The organism is Pseudomonas sp. CNPSo 3701 (assembly GCF_028674975.1).
GTDB lineage: Bacteria > Pseudomonadota > Gammaproteobacteria > Pseudomonadales > Pseudomonadaceae > Aquipseudomonas > Aquipseudomonas straminea.
In genome coordinates, this window is record NZ_JAQZSI010000003.1 from 643,271 (window position 1) to 650,953 (window position 7,683).

The window sequence follows — 7,683 nt, forward strand, 5'->3', positions numbered from 1 at the left end:
CATGCTATCGAGAACCGCCTCTGACCTGTACTGGATGTCCCGCTATCTGGAGCGCGCGGAGAACCTGGCGCGCATGCTGGACGTCAGCTACTCGTTGTCGCTGATGCCACAGGACGGGCGCCGTGGTGGCCTCGACGAATTGGCGATGCCACTGCTGATCACCGGCACCATGGAGGATTACCAGCAACGCCATGGCGCGCTGCACGCCGAGCGTATTCTGCATTTCTTCGCTCTGGACGCCGAGAACCCCGCGAGCATCTACAGCTGCCTGGGTGCGGCACGCAGCAATGCCCACGCCGTGCGCGGGCGCATCACGGCCGACATGTGGGAGAACATCAACGCCACCTGGCTGGAAATTCGCGGCATCGCCGAGCAGGGGCTGGGCCGTTATGGCATCAGCCGCTTCTGCGAGTGGGTCAAGGAGCGCTCGCACCTGTTCCGTGGCGCCACCTTCGGCACCATCGTGCGTGGCGAGGCCTATCGCTTCATTCGCCTGGGAACCTTCATCGAGCGCGCCGACAACACCCTGCGCCTGCTCGATTCACGCTACGAACTGATGGGCGAGGACGTCGACGAGGTCGATGGCCGGCCGGCTCACAGTTATTACCAGTGGAGCGCCTTGCTGCGCGCGCTGTCCTCGTTCGAGGCGTTCGCCGAGGTCTATCGGGGCTCGCCGGGCGCGCGCAAAGTGTCGGAATTGCTGTTGCTGCGTCGCGAGGTACCGCGCTCGCTGAGCGCCTGCATGGACGAGTTGTACCAGATGCTCGCCGGCCTGCCCGGCGACAACGGCCGCCCGGCGCAGCGCCTGGCGGCCGAACTCAATGCGCGGCTGCGCTACACCAGCATCGATGAGGTGCTGGAGGAGGGGCTGCACGCCTGGCTGACCGAATTCATCGAGCAGATTCACGAACTCGGCAGCGCCATTCACACGTCCTATCTGGAGGTCGCATGAGACTGTCCATTCGCCACAACACCAGCTATCACTACGATGATCAGGTGCGGGCCAGCATTCAGTATCTGCGCCTTACGCCCCATGACAGCACTCGCCAGCAAATCCTCGACTGGAAACTGGATCTGCCGCGCCCGGTTCGTGCGCAGCGTGACCCCTACGGCAATATCCTTCATGTGCTGACCTTGGACGAACCCCACGAATCGATCGTCATCGGCGCCCAAGGCCTGGTAGATATCGACGAGTCCAGTGATGCCGAGCACGAGAGCCAGTCGGCGCTGCCGTTTCTGCGCTTCACTCGGCTGACAGAGGCGGATGCAGCGCTGCGTGAGTTCGCCTGGAAGCAGTGCGCCCAGCGCCGTGATCGCAACGCGCTGATCGACCTGATGCATGGCCTCAACGACCACATTCGCTATCAGCCCGGGGCCACTGCCGTGGAAACCAGCGCCGCCGAAGCGTTCGCCGGGCGCCAGGGCGTCTGTCAGGACCATGCCCACGCCTTTCTCGCCTGCGCGCGCAGCCTCAGCATTCCAGCGCGTTACGTATCTGGCTATCTGGTGACCGATAGTCAGGATCACCTGGCCAGCCACGCCTGGGCCGAGGCTTGGCTCGATGGCGCCTGGTACAGCTTCGACGTGACCAACTGTCTGGCGCGCCCGGAGCGCCATCTCAAGCTGGCCATCGGCCTGGATTACCTAGATGCCTGCCCGGTACGCGGCATGCGCCGTGGCGGCGGCAGCGAGCGGATGATGGCGAGGGTCGATGTCGAGCCGCTGATACAGGTGCAGGCACAGTGATAGCTGAGGGCAGCGAGCCAGTTGTGCAAGATCGCGGTGTCCGTTCATGCCGTCAGCGCTTGCGATCAGCAGCTGATCGCCCCTAGCATGCGCGCTTTGCCCGAAGGGAGAGGCCATGCTGGCCGAGTTGTTTGCTGTACTGGCGCCGGTGATCATCGTTTCCGGCATCGGCTATGCCTGGGCCCGTAGCGGCCAGCAATACCCCACCGAGTTCATCGCCCGCCTGGTGCTGACCATCGGCACGCCGAGCCTGGTACTGGCGACCCTCAGCCGCGCCGATATCGACCCCGAAGCGTTTACCAGCATGGCCCTGGGTTGCGTACTGGTGACCCTATGCATGGGGCTGTTCGGCGCGCTGTTCAGTCGGCTGTTCCGCCAGCAGTGGAAGGTGTTGGTGCCGGCGTTCCTGTTTCCCAACACCGGCAACATGGGCCTGCCGATCAGCCTGTATGCCTTTGGCGAACATGGCTTGGCGCTTGCCGTGGCGTTCTTCCTTACGTTGTCGATCATGCAATTCAGCGTTGGCGTCGCGTTGTCCGGCAGCGCGACCTCTACCAAGCAGCTACTGGGCAACCTGCTGCGCAACCCGATCATGATCAGCTTGATTGTGGCTTTGCCAATGATTTTCTGGGATCTGCAGTTGCCACGCTGGGTCGCCAATACCGTAGGCCTTTTGGGCGGCATGACCATTCCGCTGATGCTACTGACCCTGGGCGTCTCACTGGCCAGCATTCGCCTACACCACCTGGGATCCGGCCTGGTGCTGGGGGCGCTGCGCATCATGCTGGGGGCTGGCGTCGGCTGGGCAATCGGTGCGGTGATGGGGCTGGAGCCGCTGACTCACGCCGTGCTGGTGGTGCAGTCGGCGATGCCGGTGGCGGTATTCAACTACCTGTTCGCGATCCGCGCCAATCGCTCGCCCGAACAAGTCGCGAGCCTGGTGATGTGTTCGACGCTCTTGGCCATTGGCTGGCTGCCGCTGATCCTGGCCTGGTGGATGCCCCGAGTCGGCTGATCGGCGTCAGCCAATCATGCGGCTCAGGTTGGGAAGAATCAGCAGAACGGCGGTGGCGAAGAGGATCAGCCCCGCTTGGCGGAATTTGGGTTTCTTGAACATGGCCATTCACCTTTTGTGATTGTTGTCATGTGGGCCGTGAAAACCGCCTCGTCCCCAGCGCCTCGGCAAAACCCGACGGCATATGTATTGACTGTAGAGCGGGCGATTTGATTTTTTAGATCGCTTTGTTGCTAAAAAGGCGTTTTATCCTGCTACAAGGATATGGAACGCTTTGCTACTTGCGTACAACCGTGGAGCCAGACGTTGTGCGTGCTGCAATGGTTGTTGCGCTGGACATAACCGTTCGTCGGGCTCGCGCGAGTCAATGAAAAACCGGCCACTGGGGCCGGTCTTCCTAGGCTGGATCAGTCGTCCAGCTGCTCACGGATAACCTTGCCAGTCTTGCCATCCACACGGAACTCATAAAGACGGTTGTCCTGCTTGGTGCCTTCACCTTCCCAATAGCCGGCATCGTCGGCCTCGATCTTGTGAATCTGGGTATACCCAGCCTGCTTGGCGCTGCTCAGCGCCTGCTCGATGCTGATCCAGTCGGCGCCCGGGCGGTCGGCCATGGCGGTGCCTGCGCTCAGGGCAACAGCGGCGGTAAGGGCAGTCAGAGTCTTCTTGAGCATCGTGGAACTCCTTTACGCAATAGGAATGTCGTACCTGCGAACAGGCACTGGTCGTTGGAGTTCCACGCTTCGCTTGGGGTTCAGGTAAAACTGCCCTGGTCTGGTGCGGCCGCTGGTGCTTCGCTCAGTGTCGGCACTGGTGGACTCGGGTGCTGCATGCTGGCCGCCAATAGGGGCAGGGCGATTGCCAGGTAGAACGCGATGGCGGCCAGGGCGCCTTTGCGCGCGTAGCTGTGCATGAGGCCGTGCTCGTGAAGGGCCGTTGGGCCGATGCCGCAATCATCGGCGCGCCCGTGCTGGGGGAGAAGTGAATATGGCTTATGGTGGCCATCGAAACGGCTGATGGTTCGGATAGCGGCATGCCTCTTGCCTTGATGCAGCAGCCAAGGCAGGCTTTGCCTGCTTCGTTTCTCTTTTCAGGTACCGCCATGTCGCTGCAGATCTGCATTCTGGAAACCGACATCCTGCGTCCCGAGCTGGTCGACCAGTATCAGGGCTACGGCAAGATGTTCGAACGTCTCTTCGCGGGCCAGGCCATCGCCGCCGAGTTCCACGTGTTCAATGTGATGCAGGGCGACTATCCGCCTGCCGATGCGCGCTTCGATGCGTATCTGGTCACCGGCAGCAAGGCCGACTCCTTCGCCACCGACCCCTGGATCGAAACGTTGAAGGTGTACCTGCTCGAGCGTTACCAGGCCGGCGACAAGTTGCTGGGTATCTGCTTCGGTCACCAGCTGCTGGCGTTGTTGCTCGGTGGCAAGGCAGAGCGGGCGAGCGCGGGTTGGGGCGTGGGTATCCATCATTACCAGCTCACCGAACAGCCCGACTGGATGACGCCGAAACTAGATGAGCTGACGCTATTGATCAGTCATCAGGACCAGGTAACCCGCTTGCCGGAAAACGCCACGCTGCTGGCCACCAGCCCGTTTTGCGCCCACGCGGCCTACCGCATCGGCGATCAGGTGCTGTGTTTCCAGGGCCACCCCGAATTCGTGCCCGAGTATTCCCGGGCTTTGCTGGACATCCGCCAGCAGCACATCGGCGAACCCACTTACCGGGCGGCGGTCCAGACGCTGGATCAGGCCCACCACGGGCGTACAGTCGGCGAGTGGATGCTGCGCTTCGTGGCCAACGGCAAGGCCGCACAGCCGGCGTGAGCGCTTGCTGACCATCCATAAAAAAACGGCCCTCGCGGGCCGTTTTTCGTTTCAGCTGGGCGCCTCGCTTAGAGACGCCGCTTAGCCAGATTTACAGCGCTGCAGCTTCTGCCTGCTGCGCATCCTCGGCTTGCGCCTCCGGCTTGACCTCGACGAACTTCAACTGCAGACGCTCGCTGCTCCAGGCGCGGGTCTGGTTGGTCAGTTCCAGGTTGTTGTTCAGGTTCTGGCCGTAGGAGGGGATGATCTCCTTCAGCTTGGCCTGCCACTCCGGCGATTTGATCTTGTCCTTGAAGGTACGCTCCATCAGATGAAGCATGATCGGCGCGGCGGTGGAAGCACCCGGCGATGCACCCAGCAGTGCGGCAATGGAGCCGTCTTCGGAACTGACCACTTCGGTGCCGAACTGCAGGATGCCGCCTTTCTCCGCATCCTTCTTGATGATCTGTACGCGTTGGCCGGCCTGCAGCATTTCCCAGTCTTCGTCACGGGCCATCGGGAAGTACTCGCGCAGCGAATCCATGCGGTCTTCCTGGCTGAGCATCAGCTGGCCGATCAGGTAGGTGCTCAGGGAGAAGTTGTCGATACCCGCATTGACCATCGGCGAAATGTTGTGGGTGGTCATGGTGCCGAACATGTCCAGCAGCGAACCATTCTTCAGAAACTTGGTGGAGAAGGTGGCGAACGGGCCGAACAGCAGCGCCTTCTTGCCATCGATCACGCGGGTATCCAGGTGGGGAACCGACATGGGTGGTGAGCCGACCGAAGCCATGCCGTAGACCTTGGCCTGGTGCTGCTGGACGATGTCCTGATTGCGAGTGACCAGCCAGGAGCCGCCAACCGGGAAACCGGCATAGCCTTCGGCTTCCGGAATGCCGGATTTCTGCAGCAGCTTGAGGGCGCCGCCGCCGGCACCGATGAATACGAACTTGGCGTTGACGGTGCTCAGCTTTTCGCCGTTGGCCAGATCCGCCACCACGACGTTCCAGGTGCCATCGTCGGCGCGCTTGATGTCGCGCACTTCATGTTGCACGTGAACGTTGAACACGTCCTTTTTCTGCGACAGGTTGTTGAGCAGCTGATTGGTGATCTCGCCGAAATTTACGTCGGTACCGATCTCCATGCGCGTGGCAGCGATTTTCTCGCCCGGCTCGCGGCCTTCCATCACCAGCGGTACCCACTGTTTGATCTGCTCGGGGTCCTCGGAGAACTCCATGCCGCGGAACAGCGAACTGTGCTGCAGCGCTTCATAGCGCTTCTTGAGGAACGCGGTGTTTTTGTCACCCCACACGAAGCTCATGTGCGGCACGTTATTGATGAAGGAAGTCGGGTTCTTCAGAACGCCTTGCTCGACCTGGTAGGCCCAGAACTGCTTGGAGATTTCGAAGGACTCGTTGATCGTCACTGCCTTGCTGATGTCGATGCTGCCGTCTTCTTTTTCCGGGGTGTAGTTCAGCTCCGCAAGGGCCGAGTGACCGGTGCCGGCGTTGTTCCAGGCATTGGAGCTCTCGCTGGCGACCGCAGGCAGACGCTCGTACAGGTCGATTTTCCAGCTCGGCTCCAGTTCATTGAGGTAGGTGCCAAGGCTCGCACTCATGATGCCCCCGCCGATCAGCAGGACGTCCACGGATTTTTCCGGTTCGGGCTGCTTGGCGCAGCCGAGCGCGCTCAAGCACAGGAAGGACAACAGGAGTTTTTTCATTTAGACAGACCATTTCAGTGATGTGATTGCATGGCGGCGAGGCTGACGCCGACTCGCGTGCGGTAAGCAGGCGGTCAAGTTCGCGGCTCGTCGCCAGGTTTCGTTCTGCGAAACCGGCTAGCCCCGGTGATTTTTTGAAACGCCGGGCATTTACCTTCATCTGCGCGCTTTCGTCGCAGGCCGCCTCAAAAGGCAAGATCCATGCCTGCGTAACTATTAGTCAGCTAATTAGTAGTCTGCGCTTATTGCGTGGCAGTAAGAAGGCGGCACGACTGGCGAGTTTTCGCCGTCGAGCCGCTGAAAGGGTCGTTGATGTGGCGGATTCTCGCCTTATTGAGTTGCCGCACCGCCGACGCCCTGGCTGCCACCGCCGGTTCCTGGGGTGGCAGGAGCCGTCGAGCTATCACCTATGTTTGGCGCGGTTGTGGAAGGCTGTCGCTCGGTGCCGGTGCCGGTGCCGGTGCCGTTCTGGCGGGCAGGGGAGTTGAGTGTGCTGCGCGGCGTCTGCTGTTGCTGTTGCTGTTGCTGTTGCTGTTGCTGTTGCATCGGATCGGTAGTCGACTGGCCTGCACCGTTTACGTCAGCCGGCGGAGTACCGGTGCGTTCTTGAACCATCTCGTCGCCGATTTTGTCGCGCTGTTGCTGTAGGGTCAGGCCATCGTCGTCCGCCTGCGCACCTGCGCTGAACAGGGCGGCGAGCAGTAGGGTCGAGCCAATGAGTTTGTGCATGTCGGTCTCCTGATCGTGGGCATGTGATCAGGTGACTACCCCGGTTCTGGCAATGTTCAGAGAATCTTCCCCGTGGGGCGGCAACTGGCTTCGCTGGGCCCCGCGGCAAAAACGACGAAGGCGTCTATCCTGATAGCAGCTCGGCAGCCGCAGGCTCTGCCACGCCGGTTTACGGCGATTCAAAGGCGCGCGGCTGTCGACATTGCCCCGGCCTGTCTCTGGCCTCAGAAGTCAGGCCCCCACAATAAAGAGGTCGCTCAAATGATTTATGCCAAACCCGGTACCGCAGGCGCCGTCGTCACCCTGAAATCGCGCTACGGCAACTACATCGGCGGCGAGTTCGTCGCGCCGGTGGGCGGTCAGTACTTCACCAATACCAGCCCGGTGGACGCCTCGACCATCGGCGAATTCCCGCGCTCGGACGCCAAGGACATCGACAAGGCCCTGGATGCCGCCCACGCTGCCGCCGACGCCTGGGGCAAAACGTCGGTGCAGGACCGCGCGCTGATCCTCTTGAAGATCGCCGACCGTATCGAAGCCAACCTCGAGCTGCTCGCCGTAGCCGAGACCTGGGACAACGGCAAGGCCGTGCGCGAAACCCTGAACGCCGACGTACCCCTGGCCGCCGATCACTTCCGCTACTTCGCCGGCTGCATCCGC

At 61.6% G+C, this 7,683-nt stretch carries 9 protein-coding genes; 5 read left to right on the plus strand and 4 right to left on the minus strand.

The genetic code is table 11. From position 1 onward, the window contains the following. Position 1: 1 nt before the first annotated feature. The 3 genes from PVA39_RS12230 to PVA39_RS12240 all read left to right on the plus strand — a co-directional run bounded on the left by PVA39_RS12230 (position 2) and on the right by PVA39_RS12240 (position 2,761). Positions 2–952 (plus strand): alpha-E domain-containing protein, encoded by a 951-nt coding sequence (locus tag PVA39_RS12230; RefSeq protein WP_093506983.1) that lies wholly within the window; start codon positions 2–4, stop codon positions 950–952. Continuing rightward, a complete protein-coding gene (locus PVA39_RS12235; RefSeq protein ID WP_274124268.1) occupies positions 949–1,746 on the plus strand; it encodes a transglutaminase family protein in 798 nt (265 codons plus the stop codon). Before PVA39_RS12230 ends, PVA39_RS12235 begins: the two co-directional genes overlap by 4 nt. A gap of 115 nt (positions 1,747–1,861) precedes the next feature. Further along, positions 1,862–2,761, plus strand: coding sequence for an AEC family transporter (locus PVA39_RS12240; RefSeq protein ID WP_093506987.1), 900 nt, complete (start codon positions 1,862–1,864; stop codon positions 2,759–2,761). A 407-nt stretch (positions 2,762–3,168) separates the two neighbouring features. Here the strand turns inward: PVA39_RS12240 and PVA39_RS12245 are convergent, their stop codons facing one another. Together PVA39_RS12245 and PVA39_RS12250 are read right to left on the minus strand one after the other, a co-directional pair. After that, positions 3,169–3,435 (minus strand): PepSY domain-containing protein, encoded by a 267-nt coding sequence (locus PVA39_RS12245; protein WP_274124269.1) that lies wholly within the window; start codon positions 3,433–3,435, stop codon positions 3,169–3,171. Positions 3,436–3,515: 80 nt separating this feature from the next. Continuing rightward, entirely contained in the window at positions 3,516–3,674 is a 159-nt protein-coding gene (locus PVA39_RS12250; RefSeq protein WP_274124270.1) for a hypothetical protein, read from the minus strand. Positions 3,675–3,863: 189 nt separating this feature from the next. Here PVA39_RS12250 and PVA39_RS12255 point away from each other — a divergent pair, with 189 nt between their 5' ends. Further along, positions 3,864–4,592, plus strand: coding sequence for an amidotransferase (locus PVA39_RS12255; protein WP_274124271.1), 729 nt, complete (start codon positions 3,864–3,866; stop codon positions 4,590–4,592). A 91-nt stretch (positions 4,593–4,683) separates the two neighbouring features. Here PVA39_RS12255 and mqo read toward each other — a convergent pair whose 3' ends face one another. After that, the gene (gene mqo, locus PVA39_RS12260; RefSeq protein WP_093506991.1) at positions 4,684–6,294 is read right to left on the minus strand and encodes a malate dehydrogenase (quinone); all 1,611 of its coding nucleotides are present in this window, start codon (positions 6,292–6,294) and stop codon (positions 4,684–4,686) included. A 330-nt stretch (positions 6,295–6,624) separates the two neighbouring features. Further along, positions 6,625–7,023 carry a hypothetical protein gene (locus tag PVA39_RS12265; protein ID WP_274124272.1) on the minus strand — a complete coding sequence of 133 codons (399 nt, stop codon included), beginning with the start codon at positions 7,021–7,023 and terminating at the stop codon, positions 6,625–6,627. 261 nt (positions 7,024–7,284) lie between these two features. Between PVA39_RS12265 and PVA39_RS12270 the strand changes: the two genes are divergently transcribed. Next, positions 7,285–7,683, plus strand: a 399-nt coding sequence (locus PVA39_RS12270) for an aldehyde dehydrogenase family protein (RefSeq protein WP_274124273.1), incomplete at its 3' end; no start/stop codon positions are given.